The sequence below is a fragment of the Pseudoduganella plicata genome (genome assembly GCF_004421005.1).
Classification (GTDB): domain Bacteria; phylum Pseudomonadota; class Gammaproteobacteria; order Burkholderiales; family Burkholderiaceae_D; genus Rugamonas; species Rugamonas plicata.
The window spans coordinates 5,239,985-5,265,154 of the sequence record NZ_CP038026.1 but is presented as its reverse complement, the minus strand read 5'-3'; the positions used below and the strand labels follow the sequence as shown (position 1 = coordinate 5,265,154).

At 65.4% G+C, this 25,170-nt stretch carries 18 protein-coding genes; 12 read left to right on the top strand and 6 right to left on the bottom strand.

The window, feature by feature from the left end; translation table 11 throughout:
* The first annotated feature begins 1,011 nt into the window (after nucleotides 1-1,011).
* The 3 genes from xseA (at nucleotide 1,012) to mgrA (ending at nucleotide 4,316) form a co-directional block, all read left to right on the top strand.
* Nucleotides 1,012-2,364, top strand: a complete 1,353-nt coding sequence (gene xseA / locus E1742_RS23225; RefSeq protein WP_134387453.1) for an exodeoxyribonuclease VII large subunit — start codon at nucleotides 1,012-1,014, stop codon at nucleotides 2,362-2,364.
* Between the two features lie 217 nt (nucleotides 2,365-2,581).
* Nucleotides 2,582-3,160, top strand: coding sequence for a superoxide dismutase [Fe] (gene sodB / locus E1742_RS23220; RefSeq protein WP_134387452.1), 579 nt, complete (start codon nucleotides 2,582-2,584; stop codon nucleotides 3,158-3,160).
* 112 nt (nucleotides 3,161-3,272) lie between these two features.
* Nucleotides 3,273-4,316, top strand: coding sequence for an L-glyceraldehyde 3-phosphate reductase (gene mgrA, locus E1742_RS23215; protein ID WP_134387451.1), 1,044 nt, complete (start codon nucleotides 3,273-3,275; stop codon nucleotides 4,314-4,316).
* Nucleotides 4,317-4,372: 56 nt separating this feature from the next.
* Here the strand turns inward: mgrA and E1742_RS23210 are convergent, their stop codons facing one another.
* A complete protein-coding gene (locus E1742_RS23210) occupies nucleotides 4,373-7,450 on the bottom strand; it encodes a heparinase II/III domain-containing protein (RefSeq protein ID WP_206076702.1) in 3,078 nt (1,025 codons plus the stop codon).
* A gap of 156 nt (nucleotides 7,451-7,606) precedes the next feature.
* A complete protein-coding gene (locus E1742_RS23205; protein ID WP_134387449.1) occupies nucleotides 7,607-8,353 on the bottom strand; it encodes an SDR family oxidoreductase in 747 nt (248 codons plus the stop codon).
* Nucleotides 8,354-8,461: 108 nt separating this feature from the next.
* On the opposite strand from E1742_RS23205, the gene E1742_RS23200 reads away from it, so the two are divergent.
* From E1742_RS23200 to E1742_RS23190, 3 genes are all read left to right on the top strand, one after another.
* A complete protein-coding gene (locus tag E1742_RS23200) occupies nucleotides 8,462-9,376 on the top strand; it encodes a LysR family transcriptional regulator (protein WP_134387448.1) in 915 nt (304 codons plus the stop codon).
* 87 nt (nucleotides 9,377-9,463) lie between these two features.
* Complete coding sequence (locus E1742_RS23195) at nucleotides 9,464-10,507, top strand: SDR family oxidoreductase (protein ID WP_134387447.1); 1,044 nt, start codon at nucleotides 9,464-9,466, stop codon at nucleotides 10,505-10,507.
* A 758-nt stretch (nucleotides 10,508-11,265) separates the two neighbouring features.
* Complete coding sequence (locus tag E1742_RS23190; RefSeq protein ID WP_134387446.1) at nucleotides 11,266-12,618, top strand: MFS transporter; 1,353 nt, start codon at nucleotides 11,266-11,268, stop codon at nucleotides 12,616-12,618.
* A gap of 61 nt (nucleotides 12,619-12,679) precedes the next feature.
* Here the strand turns inward: E1742_RS23190 and E1742_RS23185 are convergent, their stop codons facing one another.
* The gene (locus E1742_RS23185) at nucleotides 12,680-13,093 is read right to left on the bottom strand and encodes a hypothetical protein (RefSeq protein ID WP_134387445.1); all 414 of its coding nucleotides are present in this window, start codon (nucleotides 13,091-13,093) and stop codon (nucleotides 12,680-12,682) included.
* A 189-nt stretch (nucleotides 13,094-13,282) separates the two neighbouring features.
* Between E1742_RS23185 and E1742_RS26460 the strand changes: the two genes are divergently transcribed.
* The 6 genes from E1742_RS26460 to E1742_RS23155 are packed head-to-tail and all read left to right on the top strand — an operon-like array spanning nucleotide 13,283 to nucleotide 18,853.
* Entirely contained in the window at nucleotides 13,283-13,549 is a 267-nt protein-coding gene (locus E1742_RS26460) for a DUF4148 domain-containing protein (RefSeq protein WP_134387444.1), read from the top strand.
* A gap of 3 nt (nucleotides 13,550-13,552) precedes the next feature.
* Nucleotides 13,553-15,055 (top strand): efflux transporter outer membrane subunit, encoded by a 1,503-nt coding sequence (locus tag E1742_RS23175; protein WP_229466264.1) that lies wholly within the window; start codon nucleotides 13,553-13,555, stop codon nucleotides 15,053-15,055.
* Entirely contained in the window at nucleotides 15,056-15,550 is a 495-nt protein-coding gene (locus tag E1742_RS23170; RefSeq protein ID WP_134387443.1) for a MarR family winged helix-turn-helix transcriptional regulator, read from the top strand.
* 27 nt (nucleotides 15,551-15,577) lie between these two features.
* Entirely contained in the window at nucleotides 15,578-17,728 is a 2,151-nt protein-coding gene (locus tag E1742_RS23165; protein WP_134387442.1) for an FUSC family protein, read from the top strand.
* Nucleotides 17,718-17,918 carry a DUF1656 domain-containing protein gene (locus E1742_RS23160; protein ID WP_134387441.1) on the top strand — a complete coding sequence of 67 codons (201 nt, stop codon included), beginning with the start codon at nucleotides 17,718-17,720 and terminating at the stop codon, nucleotides 17,916-17,918. Before E1742_RS23165 ends, E1742_RS23160 begins: the two co-directional genes overlap by 11 nt.
* Before the next feature lie 38 nt (nucleotides 17,919-17,956).
* On the top strand, nucleotides 17,957-18,853 hold the full coding sequence (locus E1742_RS23155) for an efflux RND transporter periplasmic adaptor subunit (RefSeq protein ID WP_229466878.1): 897 nt from the start codon (nucleotides 17,957-17,959) through the stop codon (nucleotides 18,851-18,853).
* A gap of 102 nt (nucleotides 18,854-18,955) precedes the next feature.
* On the opposite strand, the gene E1742_RS23150 is transcribed toward E1742_RS23155, so the two are convergent.
* The 3 genes from E1742_RS23150 to E1742_RS23140 all read right to left on the bottom strand — a co-directional run bounded on the left by E1742_RS23150 (nucleotide 18,956) and on the right by E1742_RS23140 (nucleotide 25,169).
* Complete coding sequence (locus tag E1742_RS23150; protein WP_307721894.1) at nucleotides 18,956-20,095, bottom strand: LacI family DNA-binding transcriptional regulator; 1,140 nt, start codon at nucleotides 20,093-20,095, stop codon at nucleotides 18,956-18,958.
* A gap of 79 nt (nucleotides 20,096-20,174) precedes the next feature.
* Nucleotides 20,175-22,319 (bottom strand): alpha-glucuronidase family glycosyl hydrolase, encoded by a 2,145-nt coding sequence (locus tag E1742_RS23145; RefSeq protein ID WP_206076701.1) that lies wholly within the window; start codon nucleotides 22,317-22,319, stop codon nucleotides 20,175-20,177.
* Between the two features lie 15 nt (nucleotides 22,320-22,334).
* Entirely contained in the window at nucleotides 22,335-25,169 is a 2,835-nt protein-coding gene (locus E1742_RS23140; RefSeq protein WP_134387440.1) for a glycosyl hydrolase 115 family protein, read from the bottom strand.
* Nucleotide 25,170: the final 1 nt, after the last annotated feature.

Genomic DNA, 25,170 nt, shown 5'->3' with positions numbered 1-25,170 from the left:
GGGGTCAGGCACAAAAACTGTCACGGATGCGCATGCGTTGCATTGCTCCGCGGCTGCTTTCACACAAACAAGCCCCTTCTTCACAAATTCTGTGGAAAAGATTGTGCGAAACGCCAGGATTGCCGCTCAACCCATTGATTTTACTCAACTAACTTTGACTGCATAAATTTGCGGCAGCGGCGCGGTGAGGGCAGACAAGCTCCTTCTGCACATTTTCTGTGGACAATATTGTTAGCAAGGCCTGTCGAAACACTCTAACCTATTGAACAGGAAGACTATTTTCCCGCTGCGCAATTTCCTTGCAGCCGGGGTAAAGCGCATTAACCGACGACCAGAGTGTTCTGCACACAAACTGTTGATAAGACTGTTGGCAATGGTCGCTAGCATCGACTAACTCGTTGATTTCAATCAAAAATTTTCTTCCGCACAAAAACTACGCAAACGCAGGAAATTGCCCCTTTCCCGCGCACGGCGCTTGCAGTTAAGCGCTTCTGCACAAAAACTGTGGACAATATTGTGCGCAAGCGCGCTGACATCTCCTAAGTCCCTTGATTCATAACGATAAATTTGTGCCGCTCAATTTTTAGGCAGGCTGCGCGGGAGTGATCTGATCCTCGAAAGATGGTGCCCGTTAGTTTATCGCCAGCATTTCTGCACAGCTTCTGTGGATAATATTGTGGGGAAGGTACCAGCGACACTGCCAACCTGTTGATTTAAAAGAACATTGTATCCTTGCGGCATTTTTTGGCACTTCCCGCCGGCTTATCCACTTTTGCTCACAATTTCTGTGGATATCTTTGTGCGTAACACCCCGCCCGGGTAGCCAAATCCTTGATCTGTAAGAGAATTCTTACACTGCACGCGAATGTGGCACTTTGGTTTACGCTTAAAAATCAGGGGTTTACAAAAACTCCTTGCGATCGAACGCGAGATATGACATAAGCATGACCGCCCCACGACTGTGTGGATAGCACGACTCAACCGATAGCAATACGAACCTCCGATACGCCCATGACACCGCCCGATCCCGCCTTCGAACAACCTGCCGTCATCACCGTCAGCGCGCTGAACCAGGCCGTCGGCCGGCTGCTGGAGCGCTCGTTCCCGTTGACGTGGATCGCCGGCGAGATTTCCAACTTCACGCGCGCCAGTTCCGGCCACTGGTATTTCACGTTGAAGGACGACGGCGCCCAGGTGCGTGCGGTGATGTTCCGTGGCCGTGCCCAATATGCCGGCTTCGTGCCGCGCGAGGGCGACAAGGTGGAGGTGCGTGCCCTGGTCACGCTGTACGGCCCGCGCGGGGATTACCAGATCAACGTGGAAGCCATCCGCCGCGCAGGCGTGGGCGCGCTGTTCGAAGCGTTCATGCGGCTGAAGGAAAAGCTGACGGCGGCGGGCCTGTTCGACGAGGCCCGCAAGCGCCCCCTGCCCCTGTTCCCGCGCACCGTCGGCATCGTCACCAGCCCGCAGGCAGCCGCGCTGCGCGACGTGCTGACGGCGCTGCGCCGGCGCGCGCCGCACGTGCGCGTCGTGCTGTACCCGACGCTGGTGCAGGGCCAGCTGGCCGCCGCGCAGATCGCCGATGCCATCGACACGGCATCAATGCGAGCCGAGTGCGACGTGCTGATCGTCTGCCGCGGCGGCGGCAGCATCGAGGACCTGTGGTGCTTCAACGAGGAAGCGGTGGCGTACGCGATCGCCAATTGCCGCATGCCGGTCATTTCCGGCGTGGGCCACGAGACCGATTTCACCATCGCCGATTTCGCGGCCGACCTGCGCGCGGCCACGCCCACGGCCGCCGCCGAACTGGCGGCCACGCCACGCGGCGACTGGCTGGCATCGCTGAGGGCCGACGCCACGGACCTGCGCCGTGCCATGCGCCGCACGCTGGACAACGCCGGGCAGACGCTGGACTATCACGCCCGCCGCCTGCTCAGCCCCACGGCGCGCATCCGCCAGCAGCGCCTGCAACTGCTGGCGCTGTCCACGGCCATGATGCATGCGACGCGTGCGCCTTTGAGCGCGTCGCGCCATGCGCTGGACAAGGTGGCGGGACGCCTGGCCGCGCGCCGTCCCGACACGCGCGCCGTGCGGGCCCGGCTGGCGGCGCTGCAGCACCGCTGCGCCATCAATATCGATACGCAGCTGGCGCACAGGCGCGAGGCGCTGAACGCGCTGGCTGCGCAGCTCGAAATGCTCAATCCCCAACGCACGCTCGAGCGCGGGTATGCCATCGTCACGGATGCGAAAGGGGCGATCCTGCGCTCGCCGCGCGAGATCCAGCCGCGCAGCGCATTGAAGGTGCGGCTGGCCGAAGGGAGTGCGGTGGTGGAGGTTGGGACTGTGCAGGTGGGCTTGGAGTAGGTCCGCCGGCCAGCGTCGCTTCGGCGTAAAAACCGGGGTCAGTCCCCTCGATGCGCCGGCGATTCCCGTTGAAGTCAACGCTTACCGGGACAGATCCCTGAGCCAGAGACCCGTGCCCACACGTTTTGGAGGGGATTTCAACACCCGCGCGGACTACGCATTACAATAGTGGTCGATCTGGCAAACACACTTGTGTCTCAACCAAAAAGGAAGAAATATGGAACATACCCTGCCGCCCCTGCCGTACGCGATGGATGCCCTGCAGCCGCACATTTCCAAGGAAACGCTGGAGTACCACTACGGCAAGCACCACCAGGCCTACGTCACGAACCTGAACAACCTGATCAAGGGTACCGAGTTCGAGAACATGTCCCTGGAAGAGATCATCCAGAAATCGTCCGGCGGCGTCTTCAACAACTCCGCGCAGGTGTGGAACCACACGTTCTACTGGAACTGCATGGCACCGAACGCGGGCGGCGCAGCCACCGGCGCCGTGGCCGACGCGATCAACGCCAAGTGGGGTTCGTTCGACAAGTTCAAGGAAGAGTTCAGCAAGTCCTGCGTCGGCAACTTCGGTTCCGGCTGGACCTGGCTGGTGAAGAAGGCCGACGGCACCGTCGACATCGTCAACACGTCGAACGCGCAAACCCCGCTGACCACCGCCGACAAGCCACTGCTGACCTGCGACGTCTGGGAACACGCCTACTACGTCGACTACCGCAACGCCCGTCCAAAATACGTCGAGACGTTCTGGAACCTGGTCAACTGGGAATTCGTCAACAAGCAGTTCGCCTGACGACTGGAAAACCGGTGACAGTCACCGGTTTTCGCTGTCCCATTGAAAAGCTCGCCCCGGCGAGCTTTTTTGCTTTGGCCGATAATAAGCCTCCCACATCGATGGAGACGCCATGACCTACACCGCATCCCGCCACCGCTACGAAACGATGCCCTACCGCGCCTGCGGCAACAGCGGCCTGAAGCTACCACTGATGTCGCTGGGCCTGTGGCACAATTTCGGCGACACGACGGCGCTGTCCACCCAGCGCGACATGCTGCGCACCGCATTCGACCACGGCATCACGCACTTCGACCTGGCCAACAACTATGGCCCGCCGTACGGCAGCGCCGAGACCAACTTCGGCCGCCTGTTCCGCGACGACTTCCGACCCTACCGCGACGAGTTGATCATTTCGACGAAGGCGGGCTGGGACATGTGGCCCGGCCCGTACGGCCAGGGCGGCGGCTCGCGCAAGTACGTGCTGGCCAGTCTGGACCAGAGCCTGAAACGCATGGGACTGGACTACGTCGACATCTTCTACTCGCACCGCTTCGATCCGGAAACGCCGCTGGAAGAAACGATGGGTGCCCTCGCCCACGCGGTCCACCAGGGCAAGGCGCTATATGTCGGCATCTCGTCGTATTCGGCGGAGAAGACGGTCGAGGCGCAGCGCCTGCTGGCCGACTGGAAGGTGCCGTGCCTGATCCACCAGCCGTCGTACAACATGCTGAACCGCTGGATCGAGAAGGAAGGCTTGTTGGACGCGCTGGGCCAGCAGGGCATCGGCTGCATCACCTTCACGGCGCTGGCGCAGGGCATCCTGACGGACAAATACCTGAACGGCATCCCGCCGGACGCGCGCATCAACCGGCCCGGCGGCAGCTCGCTGCAGGAGTCGCACCTGTCGGCGGAAAACCTGGCACGCGTGCGGGCATTGAACGACATCGCCGCGGCACGCGGCCAGTCGCTGCCGCAGATGGCGCTGGCCTGGGTGCTGCGCGATCCGCGCATCACGTCCACCCTGATCGGGGCGTCGAGCAGCGCGCAGATCCGCGAGAACATCGGCGCACTGGCCAACCTGGCGTTCACGGACGAGGAGCTGCGCGCCATCGACGCGCAGGCCCAGGAGGGACATCTGAATCTGTGGGCGGGGTCGTCGGGCAGCCAGTCCTGACGACTGCGCCGACGCCGCAGGGGCCATTCGAACCGGCCCCTGCGCATCCGGCATGATTACTGCCGGTTCAGCTCCAGCACACCGTTCGCGGAGCTTTGATAAGCACCGCCTGTGCTCTGCGTGAGCACGAACTTGCCGTCCGTGCCAGGTTGCGCCAACGCGTAGCGCGTATCTGGAACCAGGCCGAACACCAGAGTGGGCGCCGTGCTGCTGGCACCACGCTTCCACTTCACCGTGGTCGCCGGCACCGGGCCGCCATTGAAGACGAAGTTACGGCCGTCTACCAGCGCCACCGCGACGGTATTGTCCTCGGCCGACAGCAATGTCGCCGCCTCGATGTTGGCCGCGCGCTCGAGCTTGTCGTTGTCGGCCACGTGCAGCACGTTCAGGAAGTACTGAGTCGAGCCTTTGGCCGGCTTAACCTTCGGCGAGATCTCGACGCGCCAAGCGCCCATGTCGGTAATCGGATTGACCCCATCACCATCCATCGGGATATTATCTGCCTTTTCGATGACGGCAAAGTTCTGCCATTGATAACCGGTAGCGGTCTTTTTGCGGACCAGGAAGCGGCAATCGGTGTCATCCTGGCGCGTTTTTTGGAAGAACGGATCGGTGGCCTGGGCGCACTTTGCCCCCTCGCCCTTGCCGCCGGAGATGAGCACGTTCGCCTGGGCCGGCAACACCGTCTGAACAGTGACCATGCCATCCAGGTTGCGGATCGTCAGTGGTTCGGCGACACCGTTCAGGAAATTGAACTGGTAGCGGCCGGGCTCCGTTGCCGTTGGCGCGATCGTGCTGGTCGGCTTGTTTGCGCTGTGCAGCAGCGAGGTAATCTCAAGGTCATCTTTGATTGGCCGGACACTGTCGAATACCAGGACCTTCGGCTTCTCGCCCGTGTTGCGCGGACGCAAATAGACGGTGCTGCGCAAGAAGCCCGCACTACTGTCAAGCTTGGCATTGACGTAGGCCTTGCTGGCGTTGGCCGCCACGTACGAGTAATCGCCGCCCTCCTCGAAGGCGGTAACGCCGTCGAGAGCGTACTTGCCGCCAAGCTGGATGTCGCGCAGTTCCGGGTTGCCCTCGCGTTCCGGGCCTGGCCACTGGCCGCCATCGACGGAAAGTTCCTTGGTCTTGCCGAGACTGTACGTTTCCGTCGGATCAAACACGGTGATGGTATTGTGCGCGATCGAACGGATGTAGTAGTTGTGCCAGTGATTGCTGCCGTAGCGGTCGTACATGCCGGAGTCCAGCAGCAGCGGCGCCTTGTAGTACAGCGAGTAGCTGTTCTGGTCCATGTGATGGTGGTTGACGGTAATGAACGACGACGACTTGAACTCCAGCAGTGTCGCATCGGCAAAGTCCCAGGTGTCGCGCATCAGCACATTACCGGCATTGCGGAAGTAACGGGACAAAGGCAGGTCTTTCAACGGCAGCGGCGTCACGCCGGCGGACGGATACAGCATCCGTTCCCAGAACATGCCTGGATCCATCCGCTCCTTCGGCTTCAGCCGATTACGATTCGGTATGGAATATTGCTGGTAGAAATAAGCTGCCTGCGGATCGCCGGCGGCGGCGACGGCCGCCGCCGCCATCTCGCCGGGGCTTCCCGCATCGGTAGCGAAATAGTCGCTGCGCGCGGGGTAAGTACCATCGCCACGCAGTCCGTAGATATAAGGGTAGATCAACAGTGGCAACACCTGCTGGGTTGGTCCCGTCGCCGGGTCATCGAGTGCCACCATGGCGCGCTTCCATACCGTCAGCCGCTCGGCAGTGTCGTTGCCGCCCGAGACCGCATAGGCGAACAGCGTGTGGCTCCCGCCGTCGATGCCATAAAAGTCCCGCGCCGGCCAGAATCCCTTGGCATAGTGATCGTAGACGGTATCGAGCATCGGCTTGACATCGGCATTGCCGTCGGCCTTGGTACCGATGGCCAGCAGGCCCATTGCCACGCCCGCATTGGCCGCCTGCGTATGACCGCTGATATAGGTGTCCGCGATGGTCCGTTTGTAGCCGTCCACGACGGTCAGCGTTGGCTTGTATTGGCAATCGAAGCTGCCGGACCCGGTCACCACGGTCTGGTTGAAACCGCACACCGAATAGACCAGATCGTCGTTCGGAGAAATCGGGTTTTTTGCCGCGATGGTCGCGCGGATCGCCGTCGCGATCGCTTTCCGTTCGTCCTCGCCGAGCTCGTCATGCAGCCAGTCGTAATACAGCCCCAGCGCGCCTACCCGCGCGGCCGTATCCCATTCGCCGCCCTTGGTAATGGTGGGCACTGTTTTCGTCGTCGTGACACCGTCCTTGACCGTGGTGACGGTCTCCTGGCCGTTGGTCACCTGCAGGATATAGTTAATATGCTTACGGGCGGCGGCAAGAAACGCCTCGCGACGCGTCATCCGATACGCCATGGTCAGGCGTTGCGCTGCTTCGATGATGACGGAGCGCCCGCCCGCATTGCGGTCGCAACCCTTCCCGTTACCGACCGCCGTCGTGATGGTGCACGCGGCAAGCACGTCGGCAGTATAAGTCGCGTTGGTCAGGAAGCCGCGCCATGAGCGGTGCAGCTCGAGGTCAACCTCATCGTCGCGCCATACTTCGGTATCGTTGTCGAACAGCTTCAGATCCGTGATCCGATCGCCCTGATTACCGAAGAACGCGAACTGCTGGCCGGCGGGCGACCAACTGGCCGTTTTCCACGTCAGGGGCGTCGGATTGTTCGTGTTGAGGCCAACGGCCGCATACTGGCGGTCGCTATCGTATTCGAACACGATCTTGTTATCGGCCCCGACAGTGGGAAAGAGATAAGTGAGGAATGCTGTGCTGCCACCGCTGACACCGACCACTTGCACCGCGATCGTCCCCGCCGGGGCAGTCTGGTTACTGTAACGCATATAAAAGCGATCACCCGTGCCGGCTTCCTGCCCGAAAACATCTGCCGTCGCGAGGTCGTTGCTCCCTCGCGCCTTCGGATTTAGCGTAAAGACCAGCTTGCCCTTCTTGGCTGGCAACGTCAGCGGCCCGATGGCCGCCTCCTGGCGGATCCGGTCCAGGTCAGCCTGCGTCGCCAGCACGCGCGGGTGCTCGTCGCGCACCGCAGCCGGCATTTGCGCCAGCGACGATCCGGTCCAGATCAAAGCGATAGTCGCCGCCAGAGCGGTGCGTGCATGTAGAGTTCGTATCATCGTTTCAAAGTAAACTATTATAAAAATGTTATATTAACCGACGGGGAAAGGCGCATTTCTCACAGATTGTCACGCACTACTATTATTTTCTCCCCAGCGCTCCAGATATCAGACAATCCCCCCATTCGCCCGCAACGTCTGCCCATTGACCCAACCGCCCGGCTGCGCCAGGAACGCGACGGCGGCGGCGATATCGTCCGGCTGGCCCAGGCGTTCCAGCGGCGGCATTTTTGCCAGGCGCTGCACCTGCTCGTCGGTTTTACCGTCCAGGAACAGCTCCGTTGCCGTCGGGCCCGGCGCCACGGCGTTGACGCGGATCTCCTTGCCGCGCAATTCCTTCGCCAGGATGTTCGTCATCATTTCCACGCCCGCCTTGGTGGCGGCATACACGGCATAGCCCGGCATGGCCAGTCCCACGAGGCTGCTGGACAGGTTGACGATGCGTCCTCCCTGCGCCATCCGGCTGGCCGCGGCGCGCAGCGTGTTGAACGTGCCCTTCAGGTTGACGCCCACGATCGAGTCGAACGCGGCATCGTCCGTGTCGACGAGGTGGGGCAGCGCCGGCGGCATCACGCCGGCATTGTTGACCAGTACATCGACGCGGCCGTAGCGCTCGATGGCGGCGTCAAACAGGCGCGCGACGGCGGCGCCGTCGGCCACATCGGCCTGCGCGGCAAACGCGTTGCCGCCCGCAGCGGCAATGGCGGCGACGACCTCTTGCGCATCAACGGCACGCCCGGCGTAATTGACGACGACGGCATAGCCGTCTTCGGCCAGACGCCGGGCAATGGCGGCGCCGATGCCTCGCGAAGCGCCGGTGATGATAGCGACGGGCTGGTTGGTCTTGGTCTGCATGATGGCTCCTTGGTTGAGTGGACGGGAACAGTATCGCGCCCTCGTTGGATTGAATAAATACGGTTCGCTTGGCTACACTATGCAATCTTCATCAATAATCCGACCGCCATGGACCGTTTCGATGCGATGCGCCTGTTCACCCGGATCGTCGAGCTGGGCAACTTCAGCAAGGCGGCCGACGACCTGAAGCTGCCCGCCGCCACGGCCACCCACGCCATTCGCCAGCTGGAGGCACGGTTGGGCGTGCGCCTGCTGCACCGGACCACGCGCAAGGTCACGCCCACGTCGGACGGCCAGGCGTACTACGGCCGCTGCCTGCGCATCCTGGCCGACGTCGAGGAAACGGAAGCAGGCTTCGGCCACAGCGGCGTGGCGCCCAAGGGCAGGCTGCGCATCGACCTGCCGACCCTGGGCCGCGTCTTCGTGCTGCCGCGCCTGCACGAGTTTTTTTCCCGCTATCCCGACATCGAACTGGAGATCGGGCTGGGCGACCGCCACGTCGACCTGGTGGCCGAAGGCGTCGACTGCGTGCTGCGGGTGGGCGAACTGCGCGACTCCAGCATGGTGGGACGGCGCGTCGCCACCCTGCCGCAAGTCACGTGCGCCAGCGCCGCCTACCTGGCGCGGCACAGCATGCCGGCCACGCTGGACGAGCTGCGCGGGCACCAGGCCGTCAACTGGTACTCGTCGTCCAGTGCGCGCATGCTGCCGTTCGAGTTCATGGTGGAAGGCACGCTGCGCTCGCTGTCGTTGCCCGGCAAGGTCAGCGTCAGCGAAGGCGAGGCGTATGCGGCCTGCTGCGTGGGCGATATGGGACTGGCGCAGCTGCCCCGCTACCGCGTGCATGCCCTGCTGCAGTCGGGCCGGCTGTGCGAGGTGCTGCCGCAGCATCCACCGCCTCCGCTGCCGGTCACGGTGCTGTACCCGCACCAGCGCCAGCTGTCGCCACGCGTGCGCGTGTTCGCCGACTGGGTGGCGGAGGTGATGGCGACGGCGCATGCCGTGCAGCCGCCAATCTGTTGACGGGAAGAACCGTACGCCGCGCGAGCGGCGCTGTCTGTACCATGAAGCGCACCAATCGGCTAACCATGAATACAGAAGGAGTCCCGCATGCGTTTGAAAAAACTATCGGACCAGGTCATCGTGATCACGGGCGCAACCAGCGGCATCGGCCTGACGACGGCGCGGATGGCGGCGGCGCAAGGCGCAAAACTTGTGCTGGCCGCACGTGCCGAGGATGCGCTGCAGCGCCTGGAGAGCGAGCTGCAGACGTTCGGCACGGAGGCGCTGGTCGTCCCCACCGACGTAGGCAGCAAGGAAGAAGTGGCGGCGCTGGCCAAGGCGGCCGTGGCGCGCTTCGGCCGCATCGACACGTGGATCAACAACGCCGGCATCTCGATCTTCGGGCGGCTGGAGGAAGTGTCCGAGGAAGACAGCCACCGTCTGTTCCAGACCAATTTCTGGGGCGTCGTCAACGGCTCGCTGGAAGCGGTCAAGCACATGAAGAAGCGCGGCGGCGCGCTGATCAACCTGGGCAGCGAATTGTCCGACGTGTCGGTACCGCTGCAGGGCATGTATTCGGCGTCGAAGCATGCGGTCAAGGGCTTCACGGACAGCCTGCGCATGGAGCTGGAAAAAGAAGGCGCGCAGGTTTCCGTCACCTTGATCAAACCGGCAGCTATCGACACGATGTTTGCCGTGCACGCCAAGAACTACATGGACGTCGAACCGAAGCTGCCGCCGCCGATCTACGCCCCCGAACTGGTGGCCGAGGCCATCCTGCACGCGGCCCAGTATCCAAAACGCGACGTGCACGTGGGCGGCGCGTCGAAACTGAACTCCGTCGGCGGCTTCCACCTGCCACGCCTGTTCGACAAGATGGGCGAAACGACGATGTGGAACCAGCAGCGCACCGAGAAGCCGTCGCGCTGGGGCCGCAAGGATGCGCTGCATTCGCCCGACAACTCGAAAGAGCTGCGCCAGCGCGAGGGCATGGGCAATGTGTCCGAAACGTCGCCCTACACGCAAGCCACCCTGCGCTACAAGCCACTGAAGCTGGCCCTGCTGGGTGGTGGCGCGCTGGTGGCGGCCTGGATGCTGTCGCGGCCGGGCACCACCACTGTCACGAATGAAGGGGTGGGGCCGCTGGGCTGATGGTCCGCTCGCTCGCTGAGGACTGAGCCGCTGGCACTGGCAGGTTTCCCGGGGTTTCCAGGCGCCGGGGAAGCTGGCTGTGCCCGTATGTAGCATGCGAGCCCCCTGCCGCGCTACGAACGGGCAGGCGGGCACGTCGGAGCCAGGCAACGGCAGCTCGGCCGGCGCCGTTGGTTCCCGACGTTTACATCGGCCCCGGTCAGCCTGTCAATCGGCCGGCAGCCGCTTGATCGCCCGCGCTGGCAGCTCACCCGACGCCGTCCGCGCTGCGGGCACAGGAAGCTCCGCCACAGCCGTCTGCGCCCCTGGGGACAGGCTCCGATCGCGCTGAGTCAAGACGCAAGGCGAGCCGCAGGCCGTTTCTCAGACCCGCACCATGAACTGGGGTCAGAGAGGAGCGACGGCACGCATGCCGTCACTGCTCCCCAGGCAAGGAGCTTTGCTCCTTGAATTGCCTGCTACGCCCGCCGGGCACGATCCGGCTCTTCGCTGTTGGGCCGACGTGATGTCGGCCACACGCTGCGGTCCGTCCGCGACCTGGCGGCAAGTGATACAGCGTTCGGCAGCGCTTAGCCCGAAGATCGGCGCAGCTTCCGGCAGCGTCACCGCTCCGGCGCCCTCGCCCCACCCATACTCTTCACCTTTGAACGGTTCGCAAGTAAACCTCTTGCCATCCCCAAGCCCGACTGCTTATACTAGTTGTACGACGACTGACAACTACAGACGGTGCGCAAGACGCCGATACTTACGGAGGCTCCATGGCAGCACAGTTTCTCACCGACCGGCCCACGCGGGTACGCTGGACCATCCTGGCGATGCTCTTCCTCGTTACCACGGTCAACTACGCCGACCGCGCGACCATCTCGATTGCCGGCCCCGAACTCAGCAAGGTGCTGGACCTGTCGCCGGTGCAGATGGGCTTCGTGTTCTCCGCGTTTGCCTGGTCGTACGTGCTGGCACAGCTGCCCGGCGGCTGGCTGCTGGACCGTTTCGGTACGCGCATTACCTATTTCTTCAGCATTTTCCTGTGGTCCGTCTTCACGCTGTTCCAGGGCTGGGTCGGCTTTTTCAGCGGCGCTACGGCCGTGGCAGTGCTGTTCGGCCTGCGCCTGCTGGTGGGCGCGGCCGAAGCACCTTCGTTCCCCGGTAACAGCCGGCTGACGACATCGTGGTTTCCCACCGCCGAGCGCGGCACGGCGGCCGCCATCTTCAATTCGGCGCAGTACTTCGCCACCGTGCTGTTCGCCCCACTGATGGGTTGGCTGGTGCACAGCTTCGGCTGGGAGAGCGTGTTCTTTGTCATGGGAGGACTCGGTATCGTCATGGCGCTGGTCTGGCTGAAAGTCATCCACGGCCCGCGCAGCCACCCGAGAGTCAACGCGGCCGAACTGAAGCAGATCGAACACGGCGGCGCGCTGATCGACCTGGAAACGACCGGCGCCAAAAAGCAGGCCATCGACACGTGGTCGTGCATCCGCCAGTTGCTGTCGAGCCGCATGCTGCTGGGGATTTATATCGGCCAGTACTGCATCAATACGCTGACGTATTTCTTCCTGACGTGGTTCCCCGTCTACCTCGTCAAGGAACGCCACATGACGATCCTGAAGGCCGGGTTCATCGCGGCATTGCCCGCCATTGCCGGCTTCCTCGGCGGCGTGCTGGGCGGCGTGATCTCGGACCGGATGATCAAGGCGGGGTACAGCACGTCGACGGCGCGCAAGACGCCCATCATTGGCGGCATGCTGCTGGCCACCACCATGATCCTGTGTAATTACGTGGAGAGCGATGCCGTCGTGGTCGCCGTGATGGCGCTGGCGTTCTTCGGCAAGGGCATCGGCGCACTGGGCTGGGCTGTCGTGGGCGACACGTCGCCCAGCCAGGCCGGCGGCATGAGCGGCGCGCTGTTCAATACCTTCGGCAACGTTGCCGGTATCACGACGCCGATCGTGATCGGCTACATCCTGTCGGCCACGGGCTCGTTCTACGGCGCCCTCGTGTTCGTCGGCGCCAATGCGCTGGCCACCGTGCTGTGCTACCTGTTCCTGGTCGGCGAGATCCGCCGCTTCGAGTTTGCGCGGCCGGTCGTGAAAGCGGACGCCAAGGCGGCCTGACACCGCCGCCGCCGAAAAAAAAAGCGCGACCGAAGTCGCGCTTTTTTTACGCCGGTACGCCTCAGGCGCCCCGCTCCACGTCGTCCTCGTCCTCGTCGTCCAGGCCATTCTCGCCGGTCAGCGGAATGGTTTCGATGTGATCGACATTGATGTCGGCGCCATCCGGCGACGTGGTGTCGCGGCCGGCAGTGGCGCGCTCGCCCGTGCCGCCCGCGTCGGAATCGCTGTCCAGGTCGGCGTCACCCACGTCGGGCCCGGCCGTGCCGTGCGCCGTCCCCAGGTCGACGTCTTCGTTGGTGCCGCCGTCCAGGTTTGTATCTTCGATCTGCTGGGCCAGGCCGGAGCCGCCCTGCACGTCGCTGCCGGAATCGGACGTATCGCTGGGGCCGAGGGCGCCGGTGCCATGGCCACGGCCGAGGACGCGGTCAGGTGCCTGGGGGAAGTTGTCTGGATCAAGTGTGCTCGTACCGCTCATGATGGGCTCCTTATTGCTTCGTTGCGTTGCCGCGGTCGCGGCATTGCAAATACTTTAACAAACCCGCCCGATCGACGTCGCACCCGTGCCCATAGGATTTCTTTCTAGCACTTATTTAAACTTCCTATTTCACAAATGTATTATTCAGCGATATAGTAGGTGCCATACCATCCATCTTTGGGAGTCATCATGAAAACCGCTTACTATATTGCCGCCGCCCTCGCGCTTGCCACCGCCGGTGCCGCATTTGGCGCCGAAGCGAACGGTAACGAGGCCGCTTCGGCCTCCGTACCTGTGGCCGCAGCCCTGGCAACCGCCAAGGCCGCGCCTGCGGCCCATCCGCTGACCCGTGCCGAGGTGCGCGCCCAGGCGGTCGAAGCGCGCCGCAACGGCACGCTGATCGAGACGGAAGCCGACATGGACGTTGCGCAAACCCGCAAGCAGATCGCTCAGTAATCCGTGCGCGCCGTGCCACTCCTGCGCGCTCGCCTGGCCGTCGTTGCGGCCGCGCTGCTCCTGGCCGGCTGCGCCGACATGGGCCACGTCGCACCGCAGTCGCACGCGATGCGCCCGGCCGACTTGGCCGCCGGCGCCGCGATCAAGGCGTCCGCCAGCCCGGCGGCCCAGTGGCCCCGCGAAGCATGGTGGCAGGCCTTTGGTGACCCGCAGCTCGACCGGCTGATGGCGGCCGCGCTGGCCGACAACCCCACGCTGAAGGTGGCGCAGGCCCGGGTGCGGCAAGCCGAAGCGCTGGCCGGTGTGGCCCGCGCCGGCACGTTGCCCAAAGTGGACGGCAGCGCTTCCAGCACCCGCGAATTGTTTCCTACGCACGGTTCCGCGCCCGCCCCGCTGGCCGGCAGCTGGCAGTGGTACAACTCGGCCACGATGACGGGTTCGTACGACCTCGACGTCTGGGGCCGCCAGCACGACCTGCTGGCCGCCGCCGTCGACGAGACGCACGTGGCCGCCGCGGAGGAACAGATGGCCCGGCTGGCCCTGCAGACGGCCATCGTACGCAATTACGTGCAGCTGTGGTACCGCTATGCGTTGCAGGACAGCGTGGCGGAAAGCCTCGCACAACGCCAGCGCATTCTGGAGATTGCCCGCAAGCGGCACCAGGCGGGACTGACGGGCGAGCTCGACGTGGCCGCCATCGAAACGACACTGCCGGCTGGCCGGCGCGAGCACGAGCAGATCGGTGAATCGATCGCCCTGCTGCGCAACCAGCTGGCGGCACTGATCGGCAAGGGACCGGGCGACGGCGATGCGATCGCCCGGCCAATGCCGGCCTTATCGGAAGCGGACAAGCGCGTGGGCCTGCCCAGCGCGCTGCCGGCCGAGCTGGTGGGCCGCCGCCCCGATATCGCCGCGCAGCGCTGGCGCGTGGAAGCGGCCGGCAGCGAGATCGATGCCGCCAGGGCCGCGTTCTATCCGAACATCAACCTGGTGGCGTTTGCCGGACTGCAGTCGTTCGGCTTCTCGCGGCTGTTCGAAGCGTCGGCACGCACCATGGGCGTGACGCCGGCCGTGACGCTGCCGATTTTCGAAGGCGGACGCCTGCGCGGTCAACTCGGCGCGCGTACGGCAGCCTACGATGTGGCGGTGGAGCAGTACAACGCCACGGTGATTTCGGCGCTGACGGATGTTGCCAATGTGGTAGCAAAGATACAGTCTGCGCAACAACAAAAAGCGCTTGCGGAGCGTGCCTTGGCGACCGCGAAACGCGCCGAAGGGCTGGCCGAGCAGGCTTATAAGGCAGGTGTTACCGACTATCTCGGGGTATTGCAGGCGAAATTGACGTTGCTGGCCGAACAGGACCAGCTGTTGCGCGTGGCCAGCGAGCGGCTCGACAACTACGCCAGCCTGATGACGGCACTTGGGGAGGAATGGAAATTCATTTCCCCTAGTGCAACCCCCTTGTACAATCAGGGTTTTAGACCAGCCCTGCACAGGAGTGCGTAGATGAGCAGTTTTGACGCCACCAACAAGCGCCTTAAAAACATCCGTTCCCGCATCCCCGCGTTTCCGGAAGACCTGATGCGCCTGATGCGCATGACGTATCACGTGCAGAAGCGGATGAAGGACCTGTCGAACGCCGTCCTGCGCAAATACGACCTGGTGGACGCCAGCTACATGGTGCTGGCTGTGCTGTACGGTTCGGAAAACGAGACATCCACCGCGTCCACGCTGGGCGAAGCCTGCATGGAAAAGCCGGCGAATCTGACCCGGGTCTGCAACGACCTGGAGTCGCAAGGGCTGGTCACGCGCGGCAACCGCCCCGGCGACCGCCGCTGCGTGATGATCTCGCTGACCGATGCGGGACGCCAGCTGATCGAGCAGGTGATGCCGGAAGTATGGGAACGCACGACGCGCGCCTATGACGGCTTCACCGTCGAGGACATCCGGGCGCAGGAGCAGCTGTTCCAGCGTCAGCTTGGAAATCTGGACAATATATAAGGCCCGCAGGGGCCGCGAGAAAAGAACATGGCCCCGCCCACTGTCACACCAACCGCTCCAGCCGCCTGGGTTGCCGCCCAGTTGCGTGGCTGGGCTGCCACCGATGGCGAACGGCTGATCTTTGTCGGCCGCAGTGCGTTTGCCGCCTTTCTGGCGTTGTGGATGGCGTTCCGCCTCGGCCTCGATTCGCCCGGCACGGCGATGACGACAACGTTCATCCTGGCCCTGCCCTCATCCGGCATGGTGCTGGAAAAGGCGTTCTACCGCCTGCTCGGCACCGTCGTCGGCTGCAGCGCCGCCCTGGTCCTGATTGCCCTCTTTCCCCAGCAGGCTCCGGTGCTGCTCGTCGGCCTGGCCGTCTGGGTGGGCCTGTGCACGGCCGGCGCCGCGATGCACCGCAACCAGCAGTCCTACAGTTTCGTGCTGGCCGGCTACACGGCCTGCATGATCGCCGTGCCGGCGCTGGACAATCCGTCCGGCGTGTTTGCCGCCGCCGTCACGCGCGCCACCGAAGTGGGGCTGGGCGTCATCGTCGCGGCCATCGTGCACGACGTGCTGTTCCCGCGTGCCCATGGCCGGCAGGTGCAGCGCACGGTGCAGACGCGCTACGAAGGCTTCCTCGCCTTCTGCCGCCAGGTGCTGGAGCAGCGGCTGTCGCCGGAACAGACCGAACTGACCCACCTGCGCTATGCGGCCGACATCGCGGCGCTCGAATCGGGCCGCGCCGCCGCGTTCTTCGAGACAGGCCACGCGCGCAGCCACACGCGCCGGCTGCACGCCTTCAACGGTGCGTTCATGACGGCGCTGACGACGTTCTACACGCTGCATCGCCTGCTGCATCGGGCCAATGCCACTTCGCCCGTCCATGCGCTGGTCGCGCCGCTGCATGCACTGCTGGCTGGCGCGCTGGCCGACCCGCGCGGCGGGAACCTGGAGGAACTTCCGGCGGCGCTGGCGCAACCCGCCGCCGCCGCGCGGGCGGCACTGGCAGCGCTGGCGCAGGCGCCCGGACAGACCCGCGCCGCCATCATCGACGGCGAGACGGCCATCGAGCTGGCCGAGCGCTTTGCCGGCCACCTGGCGGCGTTTGCCGCGATCTACCACGGCCTGACGCAGCAAAAGCGCCTGCAGGTCAGCGAACCGCAGGCCTACACACCGAAGACGCCTCCCGGCATCGTGCTGGCCAGCGGCGTGCGCGCCGCGCTGGCGCTGCTGGGCGCCGCGACCTTGTGGTACTGGCTGGCGTGGGGCCAGCTGGCGATGTCGCTGGTGATGACGACCGTGTTCTGCGCCCTTGCCTCCAGCTCGCCCCGCCCCACCGCGATGGTAAAACAGGTGCTGACGGGCTTCCTGATCGCCACCCCGCTGACGCTCGCCACCGAGTTCCTGCTGGTGATCCGCGCCAGCGGTTTTCCGATGCTGGTGCTGGCCGCCCTGCCGCTGTTTGCATTGGCCCTGTGGCTGATGACGGACCCGAAGCGGGCCGGTATCGGCATTGGCATGGCGATGTTCTCGAGCCAGTTCGTCGCGCCCGTCAACCTGATGCACTACGACGCGGCCGGCGTGGCCAACGGCATGCTGGCGCAGATGGCCGGCGTGGTGCTGGCCTATGCGATCTTCACCGTGGTGCTGCCCGAGCATACGATGGGCAACCGCGACCACGTGCGTGCCGCGCTGTGGCGCGAGGCGCTCAATGCGTGCCGCCAGCGCCTCGCGGGCGACGGGCGCAAGCTGCGCCACCGCTTCGACAACCGCGTGCGCGACCTCCTCAGCCAGCTCAACGCGGCGGCAGGCCCCACGCCGCCCGTGGCGACGCGAGCCGTCGTGCGCGAAGGCCTGACGTTGCTGGAGCTGGGCCACGCCGTCATCGAGCTGCGTACGCTGCTGGCGGCCTCGCGCGACGGCGCCGTGCGGGACGCGCTGCAAACCGTGCTGCGCCGGCTGGCCGCATACCTGCGCGCACCCGTCACCGGAACCAATGCCGACGCCGTGGCGGCGCTGCTCGATGCGGGCATCGTCATTCGCGCGGGGCTGGCCGATCCCGCGTGCGACCCGGTCCGCGCCGAACGGCTGCACACGGTACTGGCGGACCTGCATGCCATCTATACGTCGCTGCTCGACCAGGCAGCGCCCACCACTGAACCTGTTGCATCTTCCGGAGCACCGCATGCCGCGTGAACTGTCCGTCCTGGGCATCCTGATCCCCACGATCCTGCCCGTCTTCTTCGCCAGCCTGCTGCTGCAGGGCGCGCTGGACTGGGTGCTGAGCCACGCCGGCGTCTACCGGCGGCTGTGGCATCCCGCGCTGGCGCGGCTGTGCCTCCTCGTCTGCATTTTTGGCGGGCTGACCGCCTGGCTGTACCGCTGACCCTTTTCCTCCAACTTCTCTCAAGATAAATCGTGAACATTGTCGCCAAGCTGTTTCGTTTAGCGCTGACCTTACTGCTGCTGGGGGCCGCCTTGTGGGCCGGCAAGTCCGGGTGGGACCATTACATGGAGTCGCCATGGACACGCGACGGCCGCGTCAAGGCCGATGTCGTCACGATCGGCGCCGACGTTGCCGGCGTCGTCACGGACGTGCGCGTGCACGACAACCAGCTGGTAAACAAGGGCGACGTGCTGTTCGTCGTCGACGACGAGCGCTATCGCAACGCCGTCGCCGCCGCCGAAGCGGCACTGGCCGCGCAAGCTGTCGAAAAGGGCCGCCGCAGCAGCGAGGCCAGACGCCGGGCCGCGCTGGACGACGCCGTCGTCTCGCTTGAAAGCCGCGAGACGGCGCAGTACGCCGTGGGCACGGCCAGCGCGCAATATCGCGCCGCGCAGGCCGCGCTGAAACTGGCGCAACTGAACCTGGAACGCACCGTCGTGCGCGCCCCCGTCACGGGCTACGTCACCAACTTGCACGTGCACACGGGCGACTTCGCCGCCGTCGGCGCGGCCAAGCTGGCGCTGATCGACAATGCCTCGTTCTACGTGATGGGCTACTTCGAGGAGACGCGCCTGCCGCTCTTGAGGCCGGGCGCGCAGGTGCACGTGCAACTGATGGATGGCGTGGCGCTGCGCGGCCATATCGAAAGCATCGCCCGCGGCATCACCGACCGCGACGCCAGCACCGGCCGCGAACTGCTGGCCGACGTTAACCCGACGTTCAACTGGGTCCGCCTTGCGCAACGCGTGCCGGTGCGCGTGCACATCGACACGCTGCCGAAAGACGTCCCGCTGGTCGCGGGCACGACGTGCACGGTGACGATCGTGACCGCGCCAGCGCCGGTGCACGCCACAGCCCCGCGCAAGGCCGCGTAATCAGAAAACCGGTGACAGGCTCCGTTTTCGGGAAACCGGAGCCTGTCACCGGTTTTTTTAATCGGAGCCTGGCACCGATTGTTCAGGGCCGGGGTCAGCCTTTCAGCGCTTGCCCGATGTCTTCGGCCGCCGGCGCGGCGCCGCGTCGGACTGGCGGCGGATCAGCGAGAAGTCCATCACCAGGTGCTGCGGGCCTTCGTCGGCGCCGTCGCGGCGCGCGCGGATGTGGCGGACGAGGAACTGCACCGCCGTTTCCGCCATCTGCGTGATGGGCTGGCGCACCGTCGTCAGCTCCGGCCAGATCGTCGTGGCCAGTGCCGTGTCGTCGAAGCCTGCGACCGTCAGGTCGCCCGGCACGTCAAGGCCCAGCCGATGGGCGATGGCAACGGTTGCCGCCGCCATGTCGTCGTTACTGGCGAAGACCGCCGTGGGACGCTGCTCCAGTCCCAGCAGGATCTCAGCCGCGTCCAGCCCGGAGCGGTACGTGAACATCCCCTGCACCAAGAGCTCCGGCGCGCTTTCGACACCCTTCGCGGCGATGGCCGCCTTGAAGCCGGCCAGCCGCCGGCCGCTGGCCGTCTGGTTCGGGTGGCCGATGATGAAGCCGATGCGGTGGTGGCCCAGCGCGATCAGGTGGCAGGTCATGTCGTACGCGGCCTGGTAGTCGTCGATGCTGACGGCGCCAACCCGTTCGTCCGGCTGGCCGCACGCCACCGTCACCGCCGGCATGCCGGCCGCGTCGATCAGGTCGATCAGGCCGGGGGTGTCGCATAGCGGTGGCGGCAGGATGATGCCGTCGACGCCGTTGTCGATCAGCCGTCGCGTCTGCGCATCCCATGCGCGCTCGCCTTCGCAGTTCTCTACCACCAGCTGCACGTTGTGGATGCTGGCCTGATTGAGCAGGCCGACGAGGAATTCGGACAGATAGCCCGCGCTCGGATTACTGTACAAGAAGCCCACGCGGATGGGCCGCGCCCCGGCCAGCCGGCGCGCGGCCTGGTTTGGTACGTAGTTCAATGCGGCCACCGCATCGTCCACCTTGCGGCGAGTGCTCTGGCGCACGTTCGGATCGCCGTTCATCACGCGCGACACCGTCATCGGCGAGACACCGGCCAGCCTGGCGACGTCGGACATCGTCGGTACGCCCGGCTTGTCCGTCATGCCGCTGCGGCCTTTCGGGCGAGGCGTGCCCGCGTCCTGATTGAAGTCGACCGGTTCCGGTTGCGCCTTTGGTTTAGTCATCTGGGTCGCTGCTATTCTTGTTTGTCATGGACGATTTGTCACGATGCGCGGACTTTACCACAGCGGTTCCCGGCTCGCCCTAGCCGCGCCCCGGCGCATAGGGGAACTGCAAAGCCTTGTAGCGCTCCAGCGGCAGCGCCGGGCGCTTCGTCCCGGCAGGCAGCGGCCGGCCCGACACGGACGCAAAGTAGGCGACGCACGCATCGCGCCACCACTGCGCTTCCTTCACCTGCACGTCCAGCAGCGCCGCCACGTCCTCATGCCGGCGCGCGTCGACGAACGGCTTCAGCGCGGCCCAGCGCGTGCGCAGCGCCTGAGCCTGCGTCACGCCGAGATCGTAACGCGCCACCAGCTCGGCCCACAGCGTCCGGCCCGACGGCATCGCGTAATCCCATGGCAGGTGGTGGAACCACAGCAGCAGCGGCTCCGGCGTCGTGCGCGGATCGCCGTACTGGCGCGCGATGGCTGGCGCATACTGCGCCAGCGCGTTGCTGCCCCTGGCCGTGCGGTCGAAGCCGATGCCGTTGCGATCCGCCTTGTGATAGTAGACGGGGTTCCAGTCCGGCCGCGCGAGTTCCGCCACCCATGGCGCCGGACCATGATGGTGGCCCGTGCCCATGATGTGGTGCAGGCCCAGCGGCGTCATGTAATTGACGACCGCTTCGCGCGACATCGACATCATGCCGACGATATCGTCCAGTGCACGCGGCTCGCGGGTAAAGGTCTGCGCCGCCCACTCGCGCGCGATCGCCCGGCTCGACGCCTGCGGATTCCAGGCCAGCCGGCCATACGCGTACCAGTTGGCCTGGTCGAAGTGAGAGCCGCTCCACGTGCGCTCGCTGCCGATATTGGCGACACCGGCCATGCCGGTCGGCCGGCCCGGCGTTTGCGCCCCTTCCACCACCTGCGCCACCGTCAGCCCGCCCGGTGCGCGTGCCGTGTCGCTGCGCAGCGCCTCCTCGAACATCGTGCCCAGATACGCCAGATGCGTCGCGTAGCCCAGGTACTCCTTGGTGATCTGGAATTCCATCACGAGCGGGGTCTTCGGCATGGCCCCGAACAGCGGATGGAACGGCTCGCGCGGCTGAAAGTCGATCGGGCCGTTCTTCACCTGCACCAGCACGTTCTTCGCGAACTTGCCGTCCAGCGGCGTGAACTCGTCGTACGCCTGCCTTGCCCGGTCCGCCGGGTTTTCGGCCGCATACACGAACGCGCGCCACATCACGACACCGCCGTGCGGCGCCACGGCCGCCGCCAGCATGTTGGCGCCGTCCGCATGGCTGCGATGGTAATCCTGCGGACCCGGCTGGCCTTCCGAATTGGCCTTCACCAGGAAGCCGCCGAAGTCGGGAATCGCCCGGTAGATTTCGTCCGCCTTGCGCGCCCACCACGCCGCCACCTCCGGCGCCAGCGGATCGGCCGTCGCCGTTTCCTTCAGCTCGAGCGGTGTCGAGAAGCGCGCGGAAAGATAGACGCGAATGCCGTATGGCCGCAGCACGTCGGCCAGCGCGGCCGCCTTGGCGATCCAGGGCGCCGTCAGGATCTCGGGCTTCGAGTTGACGTTGTTGAGGACTGTGCCGTTGATGCCCAGCGAGGCATTGGCCCGGGCATAGTCCGTATAGCGGCGGTCGCGCACGTCCGGCAGCGCCCACCAGTTCCAGATCGACTCGCCGGCATAGCCCCGCTCCACGGTGCGGTCCAGGTTATCCCAGTGATTCAGCACGCGCAGCTGCAGCTTCGGCGCGCTGCGTTCGTCAAGCCGGTCCAGCGGCATGCCCGTGTTGGCCGCGCGCAGCCACGCAAACGCCCCGTACAGCAGGCCGATATCGGTATTGGCCGCGATGACCGTCTCGCCAGACTCCATGCGGCGCACGGCGTAGCCTTCGCGCCCCAGCGCAGCCAGACCGTCGGGCAGCAATGCCGGCGGCAGCGTGGCCGCCGTGCCCAGCACGATGGCGCCGGCACGCGGCTGCGCAGCATCGGCAGGCGCCTGGCCCGTCATGCCCTGCACGCCACGCCGCAGCTCCGTCACCGCCGCCTGCACCGTCGCTGACGACCGCGGCGCGACAATCGCCTGCGCCTGCCGCAGCACGTCGTCGCGCCCGGCCTGCGGCAAGGGCCGGTAACGCAGCCACAGGTCATAGCCGTCTTCTTCCTGTGCCAATGCCGGGGCGAGCAAGGCCATTGCCAGCACTGCCGCCAGCGCCTTGGTCCACATGTTCATGCCTTCTCCTCCTTGTTATTGGACGCGCGGACTTTCCGGCGGCCCCAGGTAACTGGGCTTCTGTCCGCCCAGGTCGATCACGACCTTCTGCAGCACGACGCCGGGATCGAGCGCCCAGAATTTCAGTACGTGCGCGCCCGGCCTGGCGAGGTTGTGGCGGGTGCTGTATGCCGCGGCACCATCCGCCACGCGCCGGTCGGTTGCCGCCAGCGAGACGTCGGCATGCATGTCCACCACCTGCGGCGGCTCGTCATCGAACGACACCGCAAAGCGCAGGCCGTGGCCGGGCTGGAAGTTCAGCGTGGGCGCCAGCGTGACGTTGACGGTGGCCGGACCCGCCGTGTACGTATGCACGTCGTATTCAAGGCGCATGCCGTCTTGCGGCGTCAGGGCCGGCGCGTCGGCAGGCAACGTGGTCACACCGCCCAGCGTGCGGCCATGGCCAGGCAGCGCCAGCCACTGGCGTCCCGGTGCGGCGACGGCACGCGCATGGTGCGGCGCCTCCATCGACACGACACCGCCCGTCTCGACAAAGCCCTTTACGTCTCCCACCGGCTTGTGCACTGGCACGTGGATTTTTACCTCCGCACCCGGGCCCGCAACGATCAGCGTGCCCGTGTTGACGCCTGCCGGCACATCGTCCCACCGCGCATCAACGGTGACGCGTTGCGTGGTCCGCACCGTTCCGCGCGCGTGGCTGACGACCAGCCATGGCTCGACGGCGCGCACGGTGAAGTCGAACGGTTTCGCGCCGCGGTTGAAGATGTCGAGATGGCGTGGCTGGCGCTCATGCGCGTCCAGCGCCGGCACGGTCAGCTTGTCCGTTTCCGCCGCGGGCCATGCACGCTCGTCGCCTTCGACGGCCACGCCCATGTCCGCGCCCGGCTTGACCTGGACCTCGCTGACGGCCGGCATGACGTTGACGGGCGGCTGGTTCCAGTAGGTGTAGCCAAGGTGCGTCTGCGCCATCATATGGTTCCATTTGCCGTTGCCCAGCGCGTGATAGCGCCGCGTCAGCGCGGCATCCTCGGCAAACAGCGCACGGGCCCGCACCGCCAGCGCATTCGCCTCCGCCCTGCCCTGCTTCGCGTACAGGGCGTTGCGCCCCGCCGTGGCATACAGCTCGTTGACGACGGCACTGGCCTTGGCCGGATGCAGCACCAGCTGGTAGAACGCGTCGCGCCGCTCGCGCGGCAAGGCCGCCGATATCGTCTCGGCTCGGGCGACGATGGCGTTGTAGTCGGCGATAACGCTATCCCATTCGCCGTAGTGGACCAGGCTGTAGGTGCCTGGCTCCAGCATCTCCGGACGGCGGCGGCTGTTATACGTGGCGTATTTCGCCACAATGTCGGCGATATCGGCTGCGTGCGCGGCGCCAAATTCCCGCGCGGCCCACTGGCGCAGGTAGTCCTGCAACCGGTCGGCCGGCCAGCGCGCGGGATTCCACGCATAGCTGAGGAAGAACTCCGTCGGCACTTCCATCGGCTTCAGGTCGCCCACGTTGACGATCCACATTTTCGTCGCGTCGTAGCGCCACGCCAGGTGCATCTGCTCCCACACCTTCGGCAACGGCGTCACGTTGAGCCATTTGTACGAGCGGGGGCCGCCCACGTAATCGAAGTGATAGTAGATGCCGGCGCCGCCGGGGCGGCGGCGCTCCTCCGGCGTGGGCAGGCGGCGGATATTGCCCCAGTTGTCGTCGCACCACAGCAGCAGCACGTCGTCCGGCACGCGCATGCCCTGCTCATAGTATTCCTGCACTTCCTTGTACAGTGCCCACAGCTGCGGCACCTTCGTCACGTCCGGGTCGATCTCCTGGCGGATCATCTCGCGCTGGTCCGCGACAATTCTCTCCAGCAGTGCCACATTGGCGTCGCGCGACATCGGCTCGTCGCCGTCGCCGCGCATGCCCAAGGTGATAACCTTTTCGTAGTCGCGCGTGCCCCGCAGGCCACCGCGCCAGAATTCGCCCAGCACCCCTGCATTGCGCGAGTAGTCCCACGGCCCGTTGCCGGTGCGCTGCCACTCCTTGTGCGCCCGCATCATCGGTTCGTGGTGCGACGTGCCCATGACGATGCCGTATTCGTCGGCCAGCCTGCCGTTGTCCCTGTCGTCGGCGAAGAATGCCGCGTCCCACATTGCCGGCCACAGGTAATTGCCGCGCATGCGCAGCAGCAGCTCGAATATCTTTCTGTAGAAGGCGTGGTTGTAGCCGCCGAACTTCTCCTTCACCCAGCCTGTCAGGGCGGGCGCCTCGTCGTTGAGGAAGATGCCGCGATAGCGCACCACGGGGGCGTCGCTGACCGGCTTTAGCGCCGTGACCGACAGCGCCGCATGGCGCGTGGGCGGCACGTCGGCCCACCAGTACCACGGCGACACGCCGATCTGCTCGGAGAGCTCATAGATGCCGAAGATCGTGCCGCGCTTGTCGCTGCCGGCAATCACCAGCGCGCGCCCGACACCGGGCATCGGCCGTTCCAGCGTCTGCACCTGCCACCCTTCCCACTTGCCGCGGATGGCCGAAACATCGAGCTTGCCGGCCGCCACCAGCGCATCGATCAGCGCGCTTTTGCCGACGGTGCCGACGATGACGACGTCGCGCCCCGCCGGCGCCGCGCTCTTGTGCAGGGCGGGCAGCGTGCCGGTGACGCGCTGCACATCCGCGCGCAGGTCGGCGGTCGCGCGCAGCACACCGGGGTAATCGTTGCTGTCGACGTAGAGCGGTGCCGCCTTGTCGGCAGCGGCCAGCGTCACGTCCCCTTTGGTATCGAAGCCCACGAAGCTGTGCGTGCCGACGGCACCGGCCGGTGCGAAGAAAACCAGGAAAGCCACCAGGATCAGGATGCGCATG